The sequence below is a fragment of the Carnobacterium sp. AT7 genome, from assembly GCF_000171855.1.
In the GTDB taxonomy this organism is placed as follows: Bacteria; Bacillota; Bacilli; order Lactobacillales; family Carnobacteriaceae; genus Carnobacterium_B; species Carnobacterium_B jeotgali.
The window spans coordinates 131,398-156,133 of the sequence record NZ_ABHH01000001.1 but is presented as its reverse complement, the minus strand read 5'-3'; the positions used below and the strand labels follow the sequence as shown (position 1 = coordinate 156,133).

Annotated in this window: 18 protein-coding genes; 11 read left to right on the top strand and 7 right to left on the bottom strand. The window is 35.1% G+C overall.

Going from position 1 to position 24,736, the window contains the following annotated elements:
* Nucleotides 1–74: 74 nt before the first annotated feature.
* Nucleotides 75–1,556 carry a M23 family metallopeptidase gene (locus CAT7_RS00685; RefSeq protein ID WP_007720837.1) on the bottom strand — a complete coding sequence of 494 codons (1,482 nt, stop codon included), beginning with the start codon at nucleotides 1,554–1,556 and terminating at the stop codon, nucleotides 75–77.
* A gap of 227 nt (nucleotides 1,557–1,783) precedes the next feature.
* Between CAT7_RS00685 and CAT7_RS00680 the strand changes: the two genes are divergently transcribed.
* The gene (locus CAT7_RS00680) at nucleotides 1,784–2,683 is read left to right on the top strand and encodes an ROK family protein (protein WP_007720835.1); all 900 of its coding nucleotides are present in this window, start codon (nucleotides 1,784–1,786) and stop codon (nucleotides 2,681–2,683) included.
* Between the two features lie 147 nt (nucleotides 2,684–2,830).
* Nucleotides 2,831–4,603: an ammonium transporter gene (locus CAT7_RS12585; RefSeq protein ID WP_007720833.1), complete on the top strand. Its 1,773-nt coding sequence runs from the start codon at nucleotides 2,831–2,833 to the stop codon at nucleotides 4,601–4,603.
* Between the two features lie 311 nt (nucleotides 4,604–4,914).
* Here CAT7_RS12585 and CAT7_RS00670 read toward each other — a convergent pair whose 3' ends face one another.
* From CAT7_RS00670 to CAT7_RS00660, 3 genes are read right to left on the bottom strand one after another with little or no spacing between them, the layout of a single operon-like run.
* A complete protein-coding gene (locus tag CAT7_RS00670) occupies nucleotides 4,915–5,514 on the bottom strand; it encodes a hypothetical protein (protein ID WP_007720831.1) in 600 nt (199 codons plus the stop codon).
* Nucleotides 5,514–6,515 (bottom strand): flotillin-like protein FloA, encoded by a 1,002-nt coding sequence (gene floA / locus CAT7_RS00665; RefSeq protein ID WP_007720829.1) that lies wholly within the window; start codon nucleotides 6,513–6,515, stop codon nucleotides 5,514–5,516. Before floA ends, CAT7_RS00670 begins: the two co-directional genes overlap by 1 nt.
* 2 nt (nucleotides 6,516–6,517) lie before the next feature.
* Nucleotides 6,518–7,126 carry an NfeD family protein gene (locus CAT7_RS00660; protein ID WP_407921359.1) on the bottom strand — a complete coding sequence of 203 codons (609 nt, stop codon included), beginning with the start codon at nucleotides 7,124–7,126 and terminating at the stop codon, nucleotides 6,518–6,520.
* A gap of 486 nt (nucleotides 7,127–7,612) precedes the next feature.
* Between CAT7_RS00660 and glgB the strand changes: the two genes are divergently transcribed.
* The 7 genes from glgB to CAT7_RS00625 all read left to right on the top strand — a co-directional run bounded on the left by glgB (nucleotide 7,613) and on the right by CAT7_RS00625 (nucleotide 19,406).
* Nucleotides 7,613–9,538, top strand: a complete 1,926-nt coding sequence (gene glgB, locus CAT7_RS00655) for a 1,4-alpha-glucan branching protein GlgB (RefSeq protein WP_007720826.1) — start codon at nucleotides 7,613–7,615, stop codon at nucleotides 9,536–9,538.
* Between the two features lie 54 nt (nucleotides 9,539–9,592).
* Nucleotides 9,593–10,741 (top strand): glucose-1-phosphate adenylyltransferase, encoded by a 1,149-nt coding sequence (locus CAT7_RS00650; protein WP_007720824.1) that lies wholly within the window; start codon nucleotides 9,593–9,595, stop codon nucleotides 10,739–10,741.
* On the top strand, nucleotides 10,731–11,903 hold the full coding sequence (gene glgD, locus CAT7_RS00645; protein WP_007720822.1) for a glucose-1-phosphate adenylyltransferase subunit GlgD: 1,173 nt from the start codon (nucleotides 10,731–10,733) through the stop codon (nucleotides 11,901–11,903). Before CAT7_RS00650 ends, glgD begins: the two co-directional genes overlap by 11 nt.
* 4 nt (nucleotides 11,904–11,907) lie before the next feature.
* Nucleotides 11,908–13,344, top strand: a complete 1,437-nt coding sequence (gene glgA / locus CAT7_RS00640; RefSeq protein WP_007720819.1) for a glycogen synthase GlgA — start codon at nucleotides 11,908–11,910, stop codon at nucleotides 13,342–13,344.
* A 183-nt stretch (nucleotides 13,345–13,527) separates the two neighbouring features.
* Entirely contained in the window at nucleotides 13,528–15,963 is a 2,436-nt protein-coding gene (locus CAT7_RS00635) for a glycogen/starch/alpha-glucan phosphorylase (protein ID WP_007720817.1), read from the top strand.
* 41 nt (nucleotides 15,964–16,004) lie between these two features.
* On the top strand, nucleotides 16,005–17,864 hold the full coding sequence (locus tag CAT7_RS00630; protein ID WP_007720815.1) for a glycoside hydrolase family 13 protein: 1,860 nt from the start codon (nucleotides 16,005–16,007) through the stop codon (nucleotides 17,862–17,864).
* Between the two features lie 264 nt (nucleotides 17,865–18,128).
* Entirely contained in the window at nucleotides 18,129–19,406 is a 1,278-nt protein-coding gene (locus CAT7_RS00625; RefSeq protein ID WP_007720808.1) for an NCS2 family permease, read from the top strand.
* A 146-nt stretch (nucleotides 19,407–19,552) separates the two neighbouring features.
* On the opposite strand, the gene CAT7_RS00620 is transcribed toward CAT7_RS00625, so the two are convergent.
* The gene (locus tag CAT7_RS00620) at nucleotides 19,553–20,179 is read right to left on the bottom strand and encodes a DsbA family oxidoreductase (RefSeq protein ID WP_007720804.1); all 627 of its coding nucleotides are present in this window, start codon (nucleotides 20,177–20,179) and stop codon (nucleotides 19,553–19,555) included.
* Nucleotides 20,180–20,379: 200 nt separating this feature from the next.
* Here CAT7_RS00620 and CAT7_RS00615 point away from each other — a divergent pair, with 200 nt between their 5' ends.
* Nucleotides 20,380–22,053, top strand: coding sequence for a peptide ABC transporter substrate-binding protein (locus tag CAT7_RS00615; protein WP_007720802.1), 1,674 nt, complete (start codon nucleotides 20,380–20,382; stop codon nucleotides 22,051–22,053).
* Between the two features lie 96 nt (nucleotides 22,054–22,149).
* On the opposite strand, the gene CAT7_RS00610 is transcribed toward CAT7_RS00615, so the two are convergent.
* Together CAT7_RS00610 and CAT7_RS00605 are read right to left on the bottom strand one after the other, a co-directional pair.
* On the bottom strand, nucleotides 22,150–22,512 hold the full coding sequence (locus CAT7_RS00610; protein WP_231549414.1) for a hypothetical protein: 363 nt from the start codon (nucleotides 22,510–22,512) through the stop codon (nucleotides 22,150–22,152).
* Nucleotides 22,513–22,648: 136 nt separating this feature from the next.
* Nucleotides 22,649–23,023, bottom strand: a complete 375-nt coding sequence (locus tag CAT7_RS00605; RefSeq protein WP_007720796.1) for a DUF4828 domain-containing protein — start codon at nucleotides 23,021–23,023, stop codon at nucleotides 22,649–22,651.
* 313 nt (nucleotides 23,024–23,336) lie between these two features.
* On the opposite strand from CAT7_RS00605, the gene CAT7_RS00600 reads away from it, so the two are divergent.
* Nucleotides 23,337–24,689 carry an aspartate kinase gene (locus CAT7_RS00600; RefSeq protein ID WP_007720794.1) on the top strand — a complete coding sequence of 451 codons (1,353 nt, stop codon included), beginning with the start codon at nucleotides 23,337–23,339 and terminating at the stop codon, nucleotides 24,687–24,689.
* The last annotated feature ends 47 nt before the right edge of the window (nucleotides 24,690–24,736 follow it).

The window sequence follows — 24,736 nt, the reverse complement described above, 5'->3', positions numbered from 1 at the left end:
AAAGCCCTAAAAAGAAGACAGATCATTCATTTTCCAAATGAATGATCTGTCTTCTTTTTAGTTGATAATTAATTTTATAAATAAGATGCTGGGTTAACACGGCTTCCGTTTTTGTACATTTCAAAGTGTAAATGGACACCAGTAGAAGAACCAGTCGTACCCATGGTACCAATTTGTTGACCTTGAGAGACTTGTTGACCTGGAGAAACAAGTAAACTTCCTGCAACCATGTGAGCGTAAAGGGTTTGCATCCCATTGCCATGATCAATCTTCACGTAATAACCCCAACCTGAGTCATATCCGGCAAAGACAACAGTACCACTTTTAGAAGCAACGATTGCTCCACCACCACCAAAGTCAGTTCCACCATGTAGTTTATACACACCCGTGATAGGGTGAATGCGATAACCGTATGCTGAGGTCATATAACCGCCACTAGGACGAATAAAACCTGAATCAGATGAAGGTGAAGGTGTAGGTTTTGGTTTTTGTGTCACAATTGGTTTTTTTGAAGAACTAGAGTTACTTGAAGGACTTGAGTTACTAGGACTAGTAGTAGTGCTTGACGAATTATTCGATTTATTCGTGTTTGTTGATTTCTCAGGAGCTGAGTTGGCCACAGTTGTTTTTTGTTCCGCAACTTTTTGAGCAGCAGCTTCTTGTTCAGCTTTTTCTTGAGTTTCTACAGCAGCTAATCTGGCTTCTTCCTCAGCTGCAGCTTTTGCAGCTGCTACTTCAGCAGCTTTTTGAATAGCTAATTGTCTCGCTTGTTCCTCTTCGATAATGCGTTGACGTTCTTTTTGCATTTCTTCAGATAAAGTACTGGTTTGAGTAGCGATGACTTGTTGTTCATTAACAAATGTATTTTTTTCTTCTTCGGTCATATCATATTGAATAGCAACTTGGACGATTTTATCATCCATTTCAGCTTTTTGAGCGACTAAATTATTTTTTGATAATTCAATAGCGTTTTTTGTATCTTCAACAGCAATTTTTTCAGCTTCAGCTTTTACTTCATTAGTTTCTAAAGATGCTTGATCTATTGCTTGTTCAGTAACAATATCTTTGTTGGCAGTAACCAATTGGTTAACAATACCTATGCGGCCTACTAAATCTGTAAAACTTTCAGCAGTTATAAGAAGGCCTATTAAATTAGAAGCACTAGCATCAGTCTGTACAGAACGAGCTTGGTTTTCAAGCTTATCTGTCCGTTGAGCAATTAATTTTTTTAAAGCTTCGATTTCTTTTTTTAATTGTTCGACTTTTGCTTTAGACTCTTCTAATTTTTGTTCTTGATCATGTAATTTTAAGACTGTTTCGTCAATCTGACTTTGCAGGATAGTAATATCTGATTCTAAATTGCTTTTTTCTGTTTCTAAATTAGTTAAGGCTTCATCTTGTTCAGTGATTTTATTATTAAGCTCAGATGATTGTGATTCAAGTGCATTTTTTTGTTGTTCCATTTCTTCCAATGTATCGGCTTGAGCGATAGTTGGCAGAAAGGGACTAGCAAATAACATCGTAGCCATAATTCCTGTTAATACTCTTTTTTTCAATAGTCTACCTCCATAAGATTCTCATACTTGTTTCATACTTAAAAATTATAGCATAAATAAAGTGCAAATATGATGTTAGTTGTGTGACAAAAAGCTAGAATAGTATTACATAACAATGGTTAAATGAAATAAATAAAAATGACATTTAATGCAACCGTTTTATTTGAAGTGTGATAGTGATAAACTAAAAATAAATAAGTAGTTTTAAAATTAAGGAGGGAAGAATAATGCTTTATCTAGGCATTGATATAGGAGGAACAGAAACAAATTATGGATTAATAGATGACCAAGGTGAATTAGGGGATATTAAAACAATCAAAACACCTATGGAATCGTTAACACAATTTTTAGATATGATGGGCGATATTTATGATGAGTATGCTAATCAAATTGATGGAATGGCTATTAGTATGCCTGGAATTATTCAATCCAAAACTGGTTATGCAGTTCATGGTGGATCGTTAAAGTATATCAAGAAAATGAATATGGTAGAAATGTTGGAGACGAGATGCCAAACGACTATTCATGTTGAAAATGATGGGAAAGCTGCAACACTTGGAGAATTATGGAAAGGAAACTTAAAAGGTATTCAACATGCTATTATGCTTAATCTAGGGACGGGCATTGGCGGCGGAATCGTTGTAAATGGAGAAGTACTGAAAGGTCACCATTATTCAGCAGGAGAATTTTCTTTTATTAAAACGAATAGTGCTAGAACTAAAGATGCTGATTATATGTTTGGATTTCAAAATGGCATTAAGAAATTGTTTCAAAATATAGCCGTTCAATGTGAACTGCCTATAGAGTCTATAAACGGATATAAGATGTATGAATTAATTGAAGCTGGAAATAAAAAAGCGGCGAACTGTTTAAATGAATATTGCTATACACTAGCAATTCAATTATTCAATCTACAAACCATTTTAGATCCAGAAAGGATTATCATCAGTGGAGGCATAAGTGGAAATCCATTACTGATTCAATTAATTAAAGAGAATCTGTCAAAAGTATATGAAGAAGAGTTGGGAGAAGGGCTTTTTATAGTTCCAACTATTATGGGTAGTAAGTTTGGAAATAATGGAAATATTATTGGAGCATTGTATAATTACAAGTTAAATGAAGAATAAAAAAACTAAAGTCTATCAATTGATGTCATTAAAAGTAACATCAATTGATAGGTTTTTTTAGTTTTTTTTGCTAATTCAAGTAAATCACTTGTTTGACTCTTTTTTTAATGTTAGATTTTATAACATATTAAAAAAGGGGGTAACAATATGTTTTCATCTGTGGACACGTTATGGGTAATAGTAGGAACAGTTTTGGTATTTTTTATGCAAGCAGGTTTTGCAATGGTTGAGACAGGGTTTACTAGAGCAAAAAATGCAGGGAATATTATCATGAAAAATTTATTGGACTTTGTATTAGGCTCTTTAATGTACTGGATCATTGGCTTTGGTGTAATGTTTGGTCCAAGTATAGCAGGTTTAATTGGAACACCTGACCTATTTGTACAAGGAAATTATGATACGACAATACCGGGATATGTATTCTTGATGTTTCAAACTGTTTTTGCTGCAACTGCCGCAACAATTGTTTCTGGAGCAATGGCTGAAAGAACGAAATTCAGTGCCTATCTCGTATACACGTTAGTTATTTCTACAGTTGTTTACCCTATTTCAGGACATTGGATTTGGGGTGGAGGATGGTTATCCCAATTAGGATTTGTTGATTTTGCGGGATCAACAGCTGTTCATATGGTAGGAGGAATAACGGCTTTGATTGGTGCGAAAATGGTTGGAGCAAGAATCGGGAAATATGATGAAGCTGGAAAAGCAAAAGCTATTCCAGGACATAGTTTAACTTTAGGGGCTCTAGGCGTATTTATTCTTTGGTTCGCTTGGTTTGGTTTTAATGGAGCATCAACGGTTTCGGCAACTGGAGATGAGTCATTAACGCTGATTGGAACAATTCTTTTGAATACAAATTTATCAGCTGTAACAGCTACTTTAGTTGCTATGATGATAACGTGGATAAAGTATGGTAAACCAGATATTTCCATGACACTTAATGGGTCATTAGCTGGTTTGGTAGGAATTACTGCAGGTTGTGCAACGGTTTCGCCATTTGGTGCAGTAGCTATTGGAGCAATTTCGGCTAGTGCTTTAGTCTATGGAATCGAATTTATTGAAAAGAAAGCTAAAATTGATGATCCAGTTGGAGCATTTGGAGTGCATGGAGTTTCTGGAGCCTTAGGAACTATTTTGGTTGGTTTTTTTGCAACTGATGGAGGTCTGTTTTATGGTGGTGGTTTTAATCTTATAGGTATTCAGTTATTAGGGGTAGGTTCAGTAGCTCTTTGGGTAGTGTCAACGATGATCATTACATTTAAACTTGTCGATAAAACAATTGGATTGCGCGTAACACCAGAAGAAGAGATTGCAGGTATGGATATATCAGAACATGGTTTAGAATCGAGTTATGGAGATTTTGTTACGGTTCCATTTGGGCAAAAACCAGTGTTTCAAGGGTTTAATTTTGAAAAACTAGAAACTAATTTAGCTTTTGTTGGTATAGGGGGCGTCTCTATTGAAGAAAAGGATGCCCATCAAGCTATTGGAGTTCAACCGCAAGCTTTTAAAACAGGTAATATAGATCCAAATAAAACGGACGAAAATGCTAAATTAATGAAAGTAGACATTATAGCGAATGAAGCTAAATTCGACAATTTGAAAAAAGCTTTAAATGATATTGGAATCACAGGAATGACAGTAACGAACGTGCAAGGGTATGGCATTCAAAAAGGACAAACAGCTTATTATAGAGGAGTGGAGATGGAAGCCAACTTATTGCCTAAAATACGATTAGAAATAGTGGTAAGTAAGACACCCATTTCTTTAGTGATTGAAACAGCTAGACAAGCATTGTATACCGGGACGGTTGGCGATGGCAAAATTTTTGTTTATCCTGTTGAAAACGTTATTCGAGTAAGTTCTGGAGTACAAGGATCAAAAGCACTAGAATATGATGAAGAAGAAGCGAAAGTATAGTCTTGAGCAAAAAGAAAAACCATCAAGAAAGTTCCTATCGGACTTTCTTGATGGTTTTTTTGGCTCTATACTTTTTAGTGTTGATAGATGAATTTAGTTCACGCTTAACACTTCTGGAGGAATAGGATTGCTTGTAGCCCTGTAAAGCATTCAATGCGAATTACACCGCTTTAACGCTTTAGCGATTAAGCGATGTTTGAGGCTTGAAAGATCTTAAGACTTTAGGCTTAAGATCTTTCAAGCAAATCCGTCTATTCCGAAAGAATTTTTAGAAGCATCCTCACTATTTGACGAAGAGCCGTTTTTTTATATTATCTTAAACTACGAGGTTTATCTAAAATCTCTTTGTAAATCATCCCTCTGACAAGATCTTTTTGAAATTGATTTTTTTTAGTTCGAGATGGATGAGTAACTTTATTTGTAGAAGTTACTTTTTCAATTGGAACTAAAGTGGTTAAATCATTTTTTTCAAACTGTGTATGATTGGCATTTCTCTTCAACTCTTTTTCGTGAAAAAGAGTTGATTTTGAAGTGGAAGAGGAATGAACGGGTTCTGGTCGTCTTTTGGTATTTTTTTGCAAGTTTGCTGCTCTTCTTTGCGCTGCATCTTGTTGCATACGACTAGATAATTGATTTGAACGGGTCTGCTGATTTCTTTTTTTGGAAGAGTCAACAGGTGTGTTCTTTTGTGATCTTAGTCTGGCAGGGTCGTGAGCGATAAAAGCATCTTTTAAAGAAATAGAGTCTTTGTGAGTTAAATCTGCTCGTTGAGAAATTTGTCTTTGTTTGCCTTTTGAAGGAGCAGATGAATTTCCAATTAAGGACATGAAAATACGAAATATGGTTGTTATGAAAGAAAAGAATGCAGTCCCTATTAGAAATAAAATAACAAGGGTCAATAAACTATTCATTATTCATCACTTTCTCTCTCTGTAGAACCTGTAATAGAGTTTCTCATTTTAGTATCAGCATTAACGTTTTTCATATTGTAATAATCCATTACCCCTAAATTACCAGATCTTAATGCTTCGGCTAATGCTAAAGGTACTTCGGCTTCAGCTTCAACCACGCGAGCGCGCATTTTTTGAACTTCAGCGATCATTTCTTGTTCTTGAGCAATCGCCATTGAACGTCTTTCTTCGGCTTTAGCTTGAGCGATATTTTTATCTGCTTGGGCTTGTTCCATTTGTAAGCTGGCACCAATGTTCCGTCCAACATCAATATCCGCAATATCAATTGAAAGAATTTCAAAAGCTGTACCAGAATCTAATCCTTTTCTTAAAACTGTTTTTGAAATCGAGTCTGGATTTTCTAAAACATCTGTATGTCTAGCGGCACTACCAACGGTTGTTACAATACCTTCGCCAACACGAGCGATGATTGTTTCTTCACCAGCACCACCGACAAGTCGTTCAATATTTGCACGAACCGTTACTTTTGCACGTGCTTTAACTTCAATACCATTCATTGCCATGGCAGCAATTTGAGGTGTTTCAATAACTTTAGGATTAACACTGACTTGTACGGCTTCAAAAACATTTCTTCCTGCTAAGTCGATTGCAGCAGCTTGTTTAAATACTAAATCAATATTTGCACGTTGTGCGGCAATTAAAGCATCGATAACTTGGTTGATATCTCCACCAGCTAAATAATGGGCTTCTAATTCGTTGATATCGATATCTAAACCAGCTTTAGTCGCTTTGATTAGTGGACGGATAATATCTTGTGGAGCTACTCGTCTTAAACGCATTCCTACAAGAGTTCCTATGTTGACTTTGACACCTGAAAAATAGGCTGTGACCCATAATCCAACGGGTACGAAACGGAAAAATAAGCTGATAACGATAATTACGATAATGGCTATAAATAGAAAACCTATCCAATTTGTTGTGGTTTCTGTAGCTGTTGTCATGTTTAATCCACTCTCCTAACACTAATTTTATATCCTTCTACTTTTGTAACTACAACTGAAACATCAGCATCAATGTGCTCACCTGTGCTTACGACATCTAATTCTGTGCCATCAAACTGAACTTTCCCAGATGGTCTAAGAGGCGTAGTTGTTGTTCCCGTTTTTCCTAAATAAACGGATGCATCATTATTACTCGAAAAACCACTTTTTTTGTCCAAATTATTTTTAAGGACGAGTTTTTCTATATGAGCTAAGGAATAACCTCTTCTAATAAGCATGATGACTAAGAATGAAGCGGCTACTACTGCAATGCTTAAATCGCGTAGCGCTAGTCCCAAATCATCGTTAGTTAAATAAACACCGCCAACAATTAAAAGAAAACCAATGATACCTGCTACACCAAAATCTGGTACAAAAACTTCAAAGATTAGTAGACAAATGCCTAAAATGAAAATAACAATAGGGACCCAATTTTCTAAACTGTTTAAATAGAAGTAACCACCAAAGCTTGCTAGTGCTAAAAGTCCACCTAACGTCGATTGAGGCGTTAATGCCGCTATTACTAAACCAATAAAGCCAACAGTTAATAAGAGTATTTCCAATATATTCACCTCCTTTAAGAGACGTTCCGCTAGTCTTTTTTAGTCGTTAAAACTAAGGAGAACTAATCTTAGTTAGTTTCATTTTACCATTAGTAACAGTGTTACGCACTTTTAACAAAGCATTTGCTAGGATTTCTTTCTATTTGAACAGAAAGATTGGCAAACAATTAAACAAAAAAGGTTTTGCTAAGAAAATAGTTTAGACGAATACATTGAACTATTAAATATAAACAATTCAGTATTTATTCTGAAGCCAATTAAAAACTAAATAACTCTAAATTTAGGATCAAAGTAGAGGAAATAAAAATTTCAATTGTGTATTAGTAAGCGATTTCCTCAAATAATGGTATACTACAAACATAAGATTGAATGGAATACTTTAAAAGAATTATAAGATTAGGTCGATTATTAAATCGTTTCGTTGTAAAATGAAAGAAAGATGATAAAACGATGAAAAGTTTCATATTTTAGAATGCTTAGTTGGGAGTGAATCAAGTGACGAATAGATCGGTAAATGATGAAATTAAAGCTAATCTTGAAAAAGAGTTGTATTTGTTTAACACGGGTGAGCATTTTAATAGTTATCTAACTATGGGATGTAAGCGGGAAAATTTTGAAGGGAAAGTTGGTTTTCGTTTTACTGTATGGGCTCCTAATGCAAAAAGTGTTGGTTTAGTAGGAGATTTTTCAGATTGGCATGAAGGCCTCGAAATGGAAAGAATAGCCAGTACAGGCAGTTGGACAGTATTTAGTGAGCAAGCTATCGAAGGGCAATGTTATAAATACCGTATAGAACAATCTGATGGTACGGTAAAATTAAAAATTGATCCCTATGCGCTTGAATTTGAAGTAAGACCTAAAGATGCTTCAGTTGTAAAAGATTTGCCGAAAAAGAAATGGAAAGATGGTCTTTGGACGGCCAGTAAAAAACGCTTTTCTGTTTATGAACGTCCTCTAAATATCTACGAAGTACACCTCAGCTCTTGGAAACATCATGATGACGATAGCTGGTATACCATCCCTGAATTACAAAATGAACTAATTCCTTATGTAAAGAAGATGGGTTATACGCATATTGAATTTATGCCTTTGATGGAACACCCCTTAGATGCATCTTGGGGGTACCAATTGACTGGGTACTATGCATTATCGTCAAAATTTGGCAAGATGGAAGAGTTTCAAGATTTTGTAGAAGCGGCTCATCTGGCAAATATCGGCGTGTTAATGGATTGGGTTCCAGGTCATTTTAATCGCAATGATTACGGTATGGTTTATTTTGATGGGACACCACAATTTGAATATGCTGATAAGAATAAAGCTGAAAATAACCGATGGGGCACAATGAACTTTGACTTAGGCAAAGATCAGGTTCAAAGCTTTTTAATTTCTAACGCTCTTTACTGGATCGAACAATTCCATTTAGATGGACTAAGAGTTGATGCCGTGTCAAGTATGTTGTACTTGGATTATGATATTGGTGAGTGGGTACCTAATGAAGATGGAAGCAATCATAATAGAGCAGGCGTTGAGTTTATAAAAAAATTAAACAAAAAAGTATTTGAACGGCATCCTGAAACACTGATGATTGCTGAAGAAAGTACAGCGTGGTCAAACGTTACAAAGCCTGTTCATATGGGAGGTTTAGGGTTTAATTACAAATGGAATATGGGGTGGATGAACGATACCTTAAAGTTCTTTGAAATGGACCCGGCATTACGGAAACATCATTTTAACTTAATCACCTTTTCTTTCATGTACACATTCAATGAAAATTTTATTTTACCATTTTCTCATGATGAAGTTGTTCACGGAAAAAAATCTTTAATGCATAAAATGCCAGGCGATCGATACAATCAATTTGCTAGCTTACGCACTTTAGAGGCATTTATGATGGTTCATCCAGGTAAAAAATTAAACTTTATGGGAAATGATTTTGGTCAGTTTCTAGAATGGCGAATTCATGAAGGATTAGAATGGCAAAATTTGACCGATGAGATGAATGCCAAACATTTACATTTTATGGAAACTTTAAATGCTATTTATAAAAAAGAACGGGCTTTGTGGGAAATTGATCATCAAGCAGCCGGTATTGAAATTTTAAATGCGGATAACGCGGATGAAACCGTCTTAACTTTTATTCGTAAAGGGAAAAAGCCACGTGATTTTGTAGTTGTGATTTGCAATTTTGTGCCTGTTGAACGTAAAAACTATCGGGTGGGTGTGCCATTTGAAGGCGTTTATGAAGAGTGTTTAAATACTGAAATGAGTGAGTATGGTGGAGTTTGGACAAGAAATCAGGGACCTTTGAGAACGGTAAAAGAAACGACTAATCAAAAAGACCATACGATTGAACTAATTGTACCGGCAATGAGTGTAGTAATCTTACGACCTAAAAGAGTTTTCGGAGTACCAAAAAGCTAAAAGATAAAAAGGAGGGTAGAGGAAGAATGGCAAGATGATTCTTCCGTTAGAACAATGAAAAAAACTGAGACATTAGCTATGATTTTAGCAGGAGGACAAGGAACAAGGCTTGGAAAGTTAACCAAAGATATTGCTAAACCAGCTGTACCTTTTGGTGGAAAGTATCGGATCATTGATTTCGCATTAAGTAATTGTGCTAATTCTGGAATCAAAAATGTTGGTGTAGTTACCCAATACCAGCCGCTTGAATTGAATACTCACGTAGGAAATGGTGAAAGCTGGGGGCTAAATACACATGATGGTGGGGCAACGATTTTACAACCTTATTCAAGTGTAGATGGTGAAAAATGGTTTAAAGGAACGGCTCACGCTATTTATCAAAATATTGATTTCATTGACCGCTATAATCCTGAATATCTACTAGTTCTTTCCGGAGATCATATTTACAAAATGGACTATCAAGATATGATTGAATTTCATAAAGAAAAGGATGCAGCTTTAACAGTAGGTGTTATTCCAGTTCCTATTGAAGAAGCTCCCCGTTTTGGTATCATGAACACCGATCAGACAAATCGAATTATTGAATTTGAAGAAAAACCAGCAGAACCTAAAAGTAACTTAGCCTCAATGGGAATCTACATTTTTGATTGGCCAATGTTGAAAAGATATCTTGTTGACAATCATGCGAAAAATAGAACGATGGAAGATTTTGGGAAAGATGTTATCCCTGCTTATTTAAGAAACAGCGAGAATATTTTTGCTTACGCTTTTAAAGACTATTGGAAAGATGTAGGAACGATTGAAAGTCTTTGGGAAGCGAATATGGAATTTTTAGATCCAAATCATGCATTGAATATAAGAGATACATCCTGGAGGGTTTACACTCAAAATCCTTCTGCGCCGCCACAATTTTTGACGAAATCGTCAAATGTTTCAGATTCAATGATTGCTGATGGGTGTTATATTGCTGGAGAAGTTAAACATTCAATTTTATCTCATAATGTCAAAGTGGGTAAAAATTCAACAATTAAAGACAGTCTGATCATGGCAAATGTAACGATTGGAGAAAATGTAACGATCAATTGTGCCATTATTGGAGAAAATGCAAAAGTTCATGATGGAGCTCAAATTAATGGAGATGAAAAAAATATTACGGTTATTGGATATGCAGAAGAGGTAGGAGGGTTAAAAGATGAAGATTAAAGAACAGCTGTGTGCAGTTTTAAATTTAGATGAATCAGAAAGACAATTGATGCCTTTAACGAAAAAAAGAGCAGTTGCGGCATTGCCGTTTGGATCACGTTACCGATTAATTGATTTTCCGCTTTCTAGTTTATACAGTGCAGAAGTTTCTTCTGTTGCCATATTTGTCCGAGGCAGCGCTAGATCATTAATGGATCACGTTCGAAGTGGTTACCCTTGGGGGATGGACTCTACCGTTGGTGGGGGTTTATTCGTTCACTCAGGAGCAGAAATCAAAGAGGCCTTAGAAAAATTAGAACCAGGCGAAATTAGCAGTTATTACCAAGACCAAATTGATTTTGTGCAACATTCTAAAAAAGGTTATGTAGTGGTTATGGGCAGTAAAATGTTGTGCAACGTAGATGTGAAAGGTGTTTTAAGAAGCCATCTTGAAAATGAAGCAGATATCACCATTGTTTATAAAAATGTTTCAAAAGGATTTTGTTTACCGGATTCGATTGATAATTGTTTATCATTTGCGGCAGAAGGAGATAGTAAAGTAACTGCTCTGACTCCAGCACGTGAACTATCAAAAGATGAAACAAAAATGGCTATTGGAATGGGAATTGCGATTATGAGCAAGGACAAATTTGTTGAATTAACGACTGAGGCAGCGAATAATCGTATAAAAGGCGATATCAATGTCTTAATTAGACACAGTTTGAAAAAAAATAAAGTACATGGTTATGAATATACGGGTTACTTGAAAAATATTGAAAATGTTTCAAGTTATTATGATGCAAATATGGACTTGTTAGATGAGGATAATTACAATGCATTATTTTATCGTAGTCAACCGGTCATTACAAAAGTGAAAAATGGAGCACCAACTTATTATTCTAAAGAAGCGAAAGTTAGTAATTCTCAGTTTGCCAGTGACTGTGTGATTGACGGAACAGTGGAAGATTCACTTATTTTCCGTAAAGTTACCCTTGAAAAAACAGCAATTGTCAGACACTCTTTAATTATGCAAGGCTGTAAAATTGCTGAAGGAGCAGAATTAAATTACGTCATTTTAGATAAGGGTGTAAAGATTGGTCCAGGAGTAAAATTAACCGGAACCAAAGAAAACCCATTAGTTATTGAAAAAGATAGTAAAATGACTGTTGAAAAAGGGAGCTGAAAAGATGAAAGTACTATTTGCGGCGGCGGAATGTGCTCCTTTCTTTAAGACTGGTGGATTAGGAGATGTCGCCGGAGCTTTGCCAAAAGAATTAAAAAAACAAGGTATAGATGTGCGAGTGGTATTGCCCTTGTACAGTACGATGCCTCAAAAATATAAATATCAGCTAGAAGATGTCGTTCAATTTGAAGTGAAAGTTGGCTGGAGAAGCCAATATTGCGGCATTAAAAAGTTGGAAAAGGACAAAGTAGTGTACTACTTTGTTGATAATCTTTACTATTTTGATCGTCCAAGTATTTATGGTTTTGATGATGATGGTGAACGGTTTGCCTTTTTTGCGCAAGCAATCTGTGAAATGCTGGAAAAAATAGCCTTTATTCCGGATGTATTGCATGTAAATGATTGGCATACTGCTATTATTCCAGTCTTACTAAAAGATAAGTACCATTGGATTGAGAACTATCAATCGATAAAAACGATTTTAACGATTCATAATCTCCAGTTCCAAGGGGTATACGATCAACTCGCGTTATCTGATTTATATGGTATTGGATACAATACGTTTCATGAGCATGGTTTGAAGTACTATGACCAGATTAATTGCTTAAAAGGTGGCATATTTTATGCGGACCAGGTCACAACAGTAAGTCCGACTTATGCACAAGAAATTCAGACACCTGAGTTTGGAGAAAATTTAGATGGTGTATTACGGCACAATAATTATAAATTGAGCGGCATTTTAAACGGAATCGATTATGATGTCTTCAATCCTGAAACGGACGATTTGATTCCAGCTCATTTTTCTGCAAAAGAATTAGCTGGAAAAACGGCCAATAAATTGGCATTGCAAGAACGTGTCGGTTTACCAGTAGATAAGAAGGTTGCGTTAATGTCTATGGTCAGTAGATTGACCACTCAAAAAGGCTGTGACTTGTTACGTGATAAAATAGATGAATTGATGCAACGAAATATCCAAGTTCTGATATTAGGTACAGGAGAAAAAGAATATGAAGACAGTTTTAGTTATTTCACTTGGAAATATCCAGAGAAATTTAAAGTCATCATTGATTTTGATGTATCCTTAGCCCAGTTGATTTATGCGGGAAGTGATTTATTTATTATGCCATCAGCATTTGAACCATGTGGATTATCACAATTGAATTCGCTTCGATATGGCACCTTGCCAATTGTTCATGAAACGGGTGGATTAAAAGATACGGTAGAACCTTTCAACCCAGTTACTGGTGAAGGAACTGGATTTAGCTTTTATGATTTTCGTTCAGAAGTGATGGTTGAGACCATTGATCGTGCATTGACTCTTTATTATGATGAACCAAAAGCGTGGTCATCATTGGTAAAACAAGCTATGGCAAAAGATTTTAGTTGGGAAAAGTCTACTAAAGAATATATAGACGTTTACACAGCGCTACTTAAGGCATAATGATGAACTTCAACAGGAGTATAAAAATAGGCAACTATTCTTATTTTAACTGTTGAAGTTTCTTTTTTTAAGAACGCTTGTGGCAAATTAAATGGAATCTATTAGTTGGAATTTTCAAAATGATTTTGAAACAGCCACACCATTTGTTGAACAACAACTATAAAAGAATACGGGGAGAAAACTATGACGTTAACAACGACTGCATTTAAAAAACAATTTAAACAAGTATTCGAAGGATTGTATGCTTCCAATGTGAAGGATTCTTCATCTATTCAACAATACACAGCATTAGGGAACTTCGTAAAAGTCTATTCTTCTGAAAATTGGAATCAAACAAGTCAACGGTATCTTGAAGATAAAGTCAAACAAGTTTTTTACTTTTCGATGGAATTTTTGCCTGGACGTATGCTGAAAAGCAATCTATTGAATCTAGGTATTTTAGATACAGTACGCGATGGAATAGCAGAAATGGGATTAGATTTTGATGCTATTGTAAAATCAGAAGTAGATCCAGCTCTAGGCAATGGTGGACTAGGAAGATTAGCTTCTTGTTTCATGGATTCTATCGCTTCTCTAGGCATCCCAGGCAATGGAAATGGTATTCGTTACCGCTATGGCTTGTTTCAACAAAAATTTGTTGATGGTTACCAAGTAGAATTGCCTGAAAATTGGTTACGTAACGGAAATGTTTGGGAAGTTAGAAAAGAGAATAAAGCTGTTATGATCCGTTTTGGTGGAGAAGTCTATATGAAAGAGGATGGGGAGAATAAGCTACGACCGATTTATTCTAATACTCAAAATATTTTAGCGGTCCCTTACGACACAGGAATGATTGGTTATGAAAATGATGTCGTCAATAAACTACGGTTATGGTCGGCAGAAATACCACCTGAGGAAGAAATAAATTTCAAAACAAGTGCTGAACGAGAAGTCGTGAATCAAATTACAGAAGTACTTTATCCAGATGATTCCAACTATGAAGGACAGCTTCTTCGATTGCGTCAAGAATACTTCTTTACATCTGCTGGGATTCAAAGCATCATTCGCTTTTTCAAAAAACAACAGCTGCCATGGAGTGATTTTCCAAATAAAATAGCGATTCATGTTAATGATACACATCCGGCTTTATGTGTTCCAGAATTGATGCGTATTTTGTTAGACGAAGAAGGTCTGAGTTGGGAAAGAGCCTGGGATATTACGAAGAAATCAATTAGTTACACCAACCATACTGTTATGCAAGAAGCTATGGAAAAATGGCCTGTTCAAATGGTCCAAGAATTGATTCCACGCATCTACCAAATCATTGAAGCCATCAATCAACACCATATTGATAAAAAAATACCTTTATATGGGGAAGAATTGACTTATCGAACTACCATTATTTCAGATGGCAATATCAAAATGGCGAACCTAGCGATTATCGGTAGCCACAGTGTAAATGGTGTTGCACAGTTGCATACAAATATTTTGAAAGAACAAACATTGCGAGATTTTTATGAAATGTATCCATCTAAATTTAATAACAAAACAAACGGTATCACACAACGAAGATGGTTGCATTTAGCCAATGAAAAATTGACACAGTTAATTGATGAGAAAATAGGCAAAGAATGGAAAACCAGCCCAGCAGAACTCAGACAGTTTAAAGCTTACGCGAAAGATGACGAAACGTTAAAGCAGTTAGCAGCTATTAAACTGGCTAACAAAAAACACTTTGCAGCTTATGCAAAAGAAAAATACGACATTGAACTTGACCCTACTGCTTTATTTGATGTACAAATCAAAAGATTACATGCTTATAAACGTCAATTGTTAAATGCCCTTCATATTTTGGATCGTTATTTGAAAATCAAAGAAAATCCAACAGTGGAATTGCAACCAAGAGTCTTTATATTTGGAGCAAAAGCCGCACCAAGTTACATCTATGCTAAACAAATTATAAAATTTATCAACGCGTTAGCTCAATTGGTAAATAATGATCCAGATGTAGGAAATAAAATAAAAATCATTTTTGTTGAAAATTACGGTGTTTCATTGGCAGAATTGATTATCCCAGCTGCCGATATTAGTGAACAAATTTCATTAGCCGGTAAAGAAGCCTCTGGAACAAGTAATATGAAATTGATGCTGAATGGTGCTTTAACTATGGCGACTTTGGACGGTGCAAATATTGAAATCAAGGATCTAGTAGGAGAAGATAATATATTCTTGTTTGGTTTGACAAATGATGAAGTGAATCAAATGAATCGAGAAGGGTATTATTCTTCTAAAAAAGTCTTAGAGAATAACCCGCGTTTAAATCGTGTATTGGAGTGTCTAATAAATGGTACCATTCCGGATATTGAAGAAGAGGGCAGAGTGATTTACGACTCATTAATTCGATACAATGATGAATATTATGTCTTGCAAGATTTTGAAAGCTTTGTTGCAGCGCAAGAAAGAGCAGATGAATTATACCAAAACAAACAGTTGTGGAATCAGAAAGCATTAATCAACATTGCAAGTTCTGGGCCATTTTCAGCCGACTTCACGATTATGCGTTATGCGGATGAAATATGGAATGTTAAAGGACTATCCACAAAAAATAAACCCTTTTTAAAAGGAAATCAGCCAATATAACGACTAAGAAACGTTAACTACAGTAGAACTGAGGAAATTAAATGACGGAAACAATTTATTACAATTCTTGGTTAACAGAACACAAAAAACCATTTGGGGCTGTACGGGTTAATGAAAAAGTAACTTTTACTATTACGTGTGAATGGCCAGTCGTTGAATCAGTGTACTTAATCGTACAAAAAGATTTTGGAGATACGTTTGAAATAGAAATGCATTCCAAAGGAGATTCTCACTACCAAGTAACGATTTCATTAACAGAAGGACAAGGATTGTATTATTATTTTTTTAAACTGACACTTCATAAAGAAAAGCAAACAAAGACACTTTATTACGGAAATAATCAACAATCAAAAGGCGGAGCAGGTCACATCTATGAAGCTGAAAATCAAGTTAAACCGTATCAATTAACCAGCTATCTTTATGATGATGCTTCGCCTAATTGGTACCGTGAGGGAGTTGCTTACCATATTTTTGTTGACCGTTTTTACAATGGCAATGAAGATGGAAAAGTAATGAATCCCAAAAAAAATTCTTTTTTGTATGCTAATCAAGATGATTTGCCAATGTACATTAAGAACGAAAAAGGGGAAGTTGTTCGCTGGGAATTCTATGGTGGGAATTTAAAGGGTATTATCCAAAAATTGCCTTATTTAAAAACACTTGGTATAACCATTTTGTATCTCAGTCCGATATTTGAAGCGCGCAGCAACCATAAATATGATACAGGCGATTTCATGAAAATCGATCCCATGTTTGGCGATGAAAAAATAATGAAAGAACTCATTAAAGAAGCCAGACAAGCGGGTATGCATATTGTTTTAGATGGCGTATTTAACCATTCTGGTGCGGACAGCCGCTATTTTAATTTATTTGGAACGTATAATGAGGTAGGAGCCTATCAGTCTAAGAAAAGCGTCTATTCTGATTGGTACACCTTTAAAAATTTTCCGGAAGATTATGAATCTTGGTGGGGTGTGAAAGATTTACCCAAGTTAAATACGGAAAATCCAGAGGTCCAGTCTTTCATTTATAAAGAAAAAAATAGTGTCATACGCAAGTGGTCAAAGCTAGGTTTAGGTGGATGGCGCCTTGATGTAGCGGATGAATTATCGGATGATGTACTGAAAGGGATACGATCAGCATTACAAGAAACTATCCAAGACACTGTACTTATTGGAGAAGTATGGGAAGATGCTTCGAATAAAATTGCTTATGAAAAAAGGCGACATTATATTGAAGGAGGTATGTTGCATGGAGCGATGAATTATCCTTTTCGAGAGATTATTCTAGGATTGCTCAGAAAATCCATCAAGCCGCAAGAAGCTGCTGAAAAGTGGATGAATTTAAAAGAAAATTATCCATCTGAAGCGTTCAAAAGTAATTTTAATAATATCGGAACACATGATACTGAACGAATTTTAACGGCATTAAACCAGAATGTAGCAAAATTAAAACAAGCACTGCTCTTATTGTTTGTCTTACCTGGAGTTCCGAGTCTTTATTATGGAGATGAAGTAGGTCTTGAAGGAAAAGCAGATCCAGATAATCGCAGAATGTATCCATGGGGAAAAGAAAATAAAGAGATTCAATTCGTTGTAAAGAAAATGATTGCTTTAAGAAAGAATGGAAATAGTCTGAAAGATGGCGATTTTTATGTTTTTTCACAAGATGAATTAGTGGGGATCATCAGATGGATAAGTATGGAAGAATTTGTAGTCGTTCTTTTAAACACATCCAATAAAAAAAATCGCTTAGAAATTTCAGCTATTTTAGAACAGTATGATTTTGATATTGTTTCTTTTTTAAACAAGCATCAAATAAATCATATTCAAGTAGAAGGCAATGGCATTGTTCTGTTAAAAAAAGAACAGAATCAAGAAATGACTATTCTTACAATTTAAAAAATAAAAACGAACCTTCTATTAGTCATCTTGACTAATAGAAGGTTCGTTTTTGTGAATCATACGAGCTGAAACGAGTGTTTTAACGGCTTGATTAAAATACAATATAAGTCATGACATTTGATTCTACAGATGGTATAATGAAATGTTGGGGCGTGTAAAGAAAGAAACTTTCTTTTTTGCTATGCAAGCTTTATAAAGCTTGCAAGCCCATGTCTCCAGATTACTTGTGTTTGAAAAACACATCGAAAAGGAGCAGAAATAATGAATTATTTTAAATTGAAAGAGAAACAAACAAGTATCAAACAAGAGATGTTAGCAGGATTTACGTCCTTTTTTGCATTATCTTATATAATTATCGTAAATCCTTTAATACTAGCTGATGCAGGTATTCCAGCCGAGTTAAGTGTCTTTAGTACAATACTCGTTTCAGCTATTGGAAGTATTGTTATGGGATTATGGGGAAATGCTCCGCTGGTCTTAACACCAGGTATGGGAATCAATGCATTCTTTACGTATACAATTGTTGGAGCAATGGGGCTATCATGGCAGCAAGCATTAGCCGTTATTGTCGTATCTGGATTATTGTTTATTGTTGTCGGATATACTTCAATTAGTAAACTGTTAGCAGATGCTATTCCTGATTCATTAAAGCACGGAATCACAGCTGGTATAGGCTTGTTTTTAGTTGTACTAGGATTAAAAAATGGCGGTATTCTTGTTGATGGAGGAGCAGACTCATTTGCAGTCTTAGGCGATCTATCGGATCCAATTGTATTATTGGCCGTTATTGGAATCTTTTTATCTGGCGTATTGTACTTAAGAAATGTACCTGGAAACTTCTTTATTGGAATTGTTGTGATCACACTTATTTCGCTAGTGACTGGTATTCATAAAGCAGGTGTTTCTTCATTCTCATTGGGAAACATCACAGAGTTCCCAGCACTTTTAGGAGCGCTAGATTTCTCAGCTGTCTTTACTTTACCTTCTTTAATAGCCATTTTCTCTATGACAATGATCTTGATCTTTGAATCGATTGGGTTATTTGAAGGAATGTTAGAAGATAAAACGCGTTATACCAGTGCATTCAAAGTCAGCGGAGTCATGACTCTTGTATCTGGCTTACTCGGAACAAGTCCAACTATTCCAGCAGCAGAAAGTGCTTCAGGAATTAAAGCTGGAGGGAAAACAGGTTTAACAGCTATTTTTGCTGGAGGATTGTTTTTACTTTCATTAGTCTTTACTCCGCTGTTGTCTTATATTCCAAACGCAGCATTGTCACCCGTAATTGTTATTACAGGTGCCATCATGATGGGGAATTTGAGGTATATGCCATTTGATGATTTTAGTGAATGGTTCCCGGCATTTTTGATTGTGGTTATGATTCCTTTAACGTCAAGTATTGCTGATGGATTAGCATTTGGTTTCGTAGCTTATCCAATTTTCAAATTAGCACAAGGTGATTTATTTAAAGTGAAAAAAGCTATGCACGTTGTATCATTTTTATTCTTGCTTACAATGATCGCTATTGCATTAATCTAATTACTAGTTGAAAAAAATAAAAACCCTCAGAAATTAGGCGCTAATTTCTGAGGGTTTTTTGGTTGTTTAATTAATAATTACATTCCAAACAGTAGAACACTATTCGTGAAACGCATCAAATTAAAATATTTATATCAGTCATTCAATTATTTTTTTGCGTCTATTTCTGCTAATACTTGTTCAAATACTTCAATAGGTTGTGCTCCACTGATGCCATATTGTTCATCAATAACAAAGAAAGGAACACCTTGAACACCAATTTCAGCTGCTTTGGCTTGGTCCAAACGTACGGCATCTAAATAAGCTTCTGAAGATAAAACGTCTTTAACTTTTGTTTCATCTAATCCAATCGAAGTGGCTAAATGAACTAAAAAGTCATCATCATTTAACCATTTCCCTTCAATGAAATAAGCTTTTTTTGCTAGTTCCATAAATTCATTTCCTTTACCATGTTCTTTAGCATATTGAAACAAACGATGTGGTTTCAGAGTATTTCCATGCTGAATCGTTTCGTAATGGTAATCTAGATCGACGTTATTAGCCATTTGAGTAACTTGTTGAATCATAGAATGAGCTTGTTCAACACTCATTCCTTTGTGATCAGCGAAATAATCTTCCATATTTCCTTCAACTTTTTCAGGTGCTGTGGGATCTAGTTCATAACTATGAAATTCAATTTCTACATCGGTGCGCTCTTTTATAGCTGCTTCTAAATGACGTTTTCCAATGTAACAAAAAGGGCAAACAAAATCTGACCATACTTCTATTTTCATCCTGTATCACTCCTAATAGTTGCTTACTAATGATAAGCATAAAGGTAAAAGTATTCAGTTGTCAATAAAAGTTAATCTTTTTGAAAAAAAGCTTTGTAAAAAAGCTTGCAAATAAGAACAAGAATGTGTATATTTATTATCAAGTTCTAATTTTATTAGAGAGAGATTAAAAATGGATAAGAAAACAGGGGGATTTAACTATGGAAAAGAAAAAGTGGTGGCAATCAGGTGCATTAGTGTTAACAGCTGGTTTATTAGTAGCTTGTGGAAATGACGCAGAAAGCGAAAAAGGCAGTTCAAGCTCAAGTGAAGGTAATTTAGCAGAAGAGCAAGTATTAAATTTAGTTGAAATTGCTGAATTACCGACTGGGGATACAGCACTAGCTACAGATACAGTAAGTTTTACTGTTTTTAATAACATCAATGAAGGCTTGTATCGTCTTGATAAAGACAGCCAACCCATTCCTGCTTTAGCTGAAGATGAAGCAACAGTTAGCGAAGACGGCTTAGAATATACTTTTAAATTGCGTGAAGACACAACTTGGTCAAATGGTGACCCTGTAACAGCTAAAGATTTTGTTTACGCTTGGAAACGTGTTGTTAATCCTGAAACAGCTGCTTCTTATTCTTACTTATTTGAAGGAATTAAAAATGCATCAAGTATCATTTCAGGTGAGGCTGATCCTGAAACATTAGGCGTAGAAGCAGTAGGCGATTATGAATTGAAAGTGACAATGGAAACGCCAGTACCTTATTTCATTTCATTAATGGCATTCCCTACATTCTTCCCTCAAAATCAAGCATTTGTAGAAGAACAAGGTGATAATTATGGAACTTCAGCAGAAACAATGGTCTTTAATGGACCGTTCACATTCACTAAATGGGATGGAACGAATCTAAACTGGACATACGAAAAGAATGAAGATTATTGGGATGCTGAAAATGTTGCTTTAGAAGAGATTAATGTTGAGGTTATTAAAGAAACGTCAACAGCGTTAAATTTATATGATTCTGGTCAAATTGATCGTGTTAATTTAACAGGTGAATTTGCTAAACAATACCAAGATAATGCAGACTACACAGTTGAAACAGAAGCAAGAACGTCTTATCTTCAATTGAATCAAGAACGAGATGGCAAAGAAACACTCTTAGCAAATGAAAACTTACGTAAAGCTATTGCAACTTCTTATGACCATGATTTATTGGTTAATGAAATCTTAGCTAATGGTTCTCAAAAAGTAGGAGGACTTGTGCCTGCTGAATTAGCAGCAAATCCAACGACTGGAGAAGATTTCCGTGCAGAGTCTGGCGACTATCTAACGTTTGATAAAGATGCAGCTAATAAATACTGGGAAGCCGCCAAATCTGAACTAGGTACAGATACGGTAACATTAGAATTACTTGGTGATGATGATGAATCAAACAAAAAAATCGGTGCTTACATGAAAGACCAAATTGAAACAAACTTACCTGGTGTAGAAATCACACTGAAAAATGTTCCATTCAAAGCTCGTTTAGAATTACAAACAAAACAAGATTATGATTTAGCTTTAGGTGGATGGGGAGCAGACTTTGCTGATCCAGTTAACTTTATTGATTTAATGACATCAGAAAGTCCATATAACCGTTCAAGCTACAGCAATGCAGAATTTGATAAATTAGTTGCCTTATCTAAAGGTGAAAATGCAACAGATGTTGATGCACGTTGGACAAACTTGCTTGATGCAGAAAAAATCTTATTAGATGAAGCTGGCGTAGCTCCTCTTTTCCAAAGAGCAGCAGCAACATTGCAAAAAGAATATGTTAAAGATATCTATAACTACCAAGTTGGAGCTAAATACAGCTACAAAGATGCTTATATTGAATCTCACTAAAAAGTGCCTTATTTATAAACAAGACTAAATAGAAAGAGCTCTGAACGAGAAGTATCACTCTTCGTTTAGAGCTCTTTTTATCTTAGACGCTTCTGTTCAGGCTTTAGTTGCTTTATTAACAATTTTGTTCGTTTGTAAATCAAAAAGAATATTGCAAACAAATAACACAGCTAAAACAGAAATACTCACAGCGGTATTATTATTAAGATAAAAATGAACAAATAGCGAATAAATCACGATTTTAGCGATTAATTGCAAACTAAAAATTTGTTTTAATTTTTTTATTAAAGGAATGGTCGGTTTAGCTTTGATATTTTTTATGATTCTTCGATCATTTACAAGGAAGATACGAACGAATTGACTTTCAAAATCATAAGCGCCAAAATGACGTAAGGCTAATAAATTTCCCATTACGTAAAAGACAATTAGTCCGATTAAAAGGTATTGAAACAAGAGCATTACTCCTTTCTGAGCAGTAGAAAATAAGTTGATTATTTATTATACCATAACGTCTGCAGAACTTTTTTTCACTAGTGCAGTTCAAGAAAACGAAAAAAGTAAAACCTATCCATGAGGTTAGTATCATGGATAGATTTTACTCTGTTAAAACAAATAAATAATTTTTCTCATCGGCATCGTCATAAAAAGATAATGTATCATTTGCTTGACGCTTAGCAATCAATTCATACCCAAAATGATCCGTGAAGACAAGTTGTTGTGAGGAGATAGAAGTAATGCTACCTAAAATAGGTTGGTCATTGATAACAAAATTTCCTTCTTTTGTTATTTTTAAAAGACGCTGTTTTTCGTCTAGTTCTTGATTACTCCAAGTCCCGATGAAAGGAGCAAGAGGATCTTTCATAGAGATTGATTTAGATAAGCCGTTCTTTTTCTTTGAAACAGAATTTCCCAGCAATCCTGCAACAACAGAAAAACCTAAGAAAAGATTGATGTATTTATTCATTTTCATAATTTTTTTCTCCCATAATAAGTAATAAAATAAGTGCATCTATAAAATAAAACGTTGAATGTCAACTACTTTATTATATGCTTATTTTTGGGAATTAAATAGGGACTAAAGTATTATTTTGATGTCAAATTGATGTTAAATAGATTACTAAATGATAAAAAGACAAAATGAAATAATATTTCTGCTTTTTTGATTAAATAGATAGAAAGACTTGATTCTCAACGAAAAACAGTCCAAAATGTAGGAATATACTTCTTTCACTTGTCCAGTGATGAATGAAAGTAAATAAAAAATAATAAAGGATGTTACTTTGATGAACGTGATTAAATTTGGTGGAAGCTCATTAGCTTCAGGAAGTCAGTTGAAAAAAGTAGTACAAATTGTAAAAGCGGATGCTGCAAGAAAAATTGTTGTCGTATCAGCTCCTGGTAAGCGTTCAACAGAAGATGAAAAGGTAACCGACTTATTGATTGGATTTGGTATGAAAGCTCTTGTAGGGCATGATTTTAGCGCAGTATTGGGTAAGATTATTGCGCGTTATCAAGATATTGCAGAAGAATTAGGTTTGGGAACGAAAATCATTGATGAAATCAAAAACAATTTAGAAGATTTGGTTAAGGGCAATAAAAATGAACCCGATTATTATTTAGATGCATTTAAAGCAAGTGGCGAAAATAATAATGCCAAGTTAGTTGCAGCTTTTTTTAATCAAGAAGGCATTCCAGCTCGTTATATGGATCCTCAAGAAGCTGGATTAATCGTAACGAATGAACCAGGAAATGCACAAGTTTTACCTGAGAGTTATGACAGGTTATACAAAGTGCGTGCGAGTGAAGAAGTCATTGTCTTTCCAGGGTTTTTCGGATACACACAAGATGGAAAAGTGTGTACTTTCTCAAGAGGCGGTTCAGATATTACGGGTTCGATTTTGGCAAATGGAATCCAAGCGGAGCTATATGAAAACTTTACAGATGTAGATGCCATATTTGCTGCTAATCCTCATGTAGTTGAAAGTCCTATTGGTATTAAGGAACTAACTTACCGTGAAATGCGCGAACTTTCGTATGGTGGTTTTTCTGTTTTACATGATGAAGCTTTGCAACCCGCGTTCAAATTAGGGATTCCAGTTCAAATTAAAAATACAAATAACCCATCTGCTCCGGGAACGCGTATTATGAAAGAAAGACAAATGACTGAGCAAGGCGTGATTGGAATTGCTAGTTCTAGCGGTTTTAGCAGTATTTATATTGATAAATATTTGATGAACCGTGAAATTGGTTTTGGACGTAAAGTACTAGAAATATTGGAATCAAGAGGCATCAGTTATGAACATATGCCTTCAGGAATCGATAATTTAACCATTATCTTGCATACGGATCAAATGACTGCAGAAAAAGAACAATCACTGTTGGTTCAACTTAAAGAAGATTTGGATGCAGATAGTGTGAAAATCGAACACAACATTGCATTAATTATGATCGTAGGCGAAGGTATGCGTGATAAGATGTATACAATGTCTAAAGCAGCGACAGCTTTTTCTGAAAATAACATCAATATTGATATGATCAACCAAGGTGCTTCTGAAGTGAGTGTTATGTTTGGTATTCAAGCAAAACACGAAGATCTGGCAATAAAAGCCTTATATGAAGCATTCTTTGTAAAATAAAAAAATACAACAAAAGGCTCTTCGTCAAATAGTGAGGATGCTTCTAA